Origin of the sequence: Micromonospora sp. DH13 (assembly GCF_020873825.1) — a bacterium.
Lineage (GTDB): Bacteria > Actinomycetota > Actinomycetes > Mycobacteriales > Micromonosporaceae > Micromonospora > Micromonospora haikouensis.
Window position 1 is genome coordinate 1 of sequence record NZ_JAHWGR010000117.1, and the last position, 313, is coordinate 313.

Here is a 313-nt window from a genome sequence, read left to right on the forward strand (position 1 = left end):
CGAGCTGCTGTCGGTCCGCCGACGCCTGTACGGCGACGACGACTGACCGTGCGGCGGTGCCGCCCGGGACCGGCGGCCGGCCCGATCGCGAAGGTAATGTTCGAACTGTTGGCCGGTCGGATCCGGCGGCGCCCCGCGCCGCCGGATCCGACCGGAAGTCCGACGCCGTGGAGGTGGGCGAGATGACGGATCCGGCCAAGGTACGCCGGCACGCGGAGCGCATTCGCGAACTGGTCGCGTCGGTGGTGCGGAGCCAGATCAAGGACCCGCGGCTCGGCATGATCACCATCACCGACGCCCGGATCACCGCCGA

Annotated in this window: 1 pseudogene; it reads left to right on the top strand. The window is 71.9% G+C overall.

Features of this window, described 5'->3' with window-relative positions:
* Positions 1-182: 182 nt before the first annotated feature.
* Positions 183-313, top strand: a pseudogene (locus LPA42_RS33515) (ribosome-binding factor A); the annotation flags it as partial.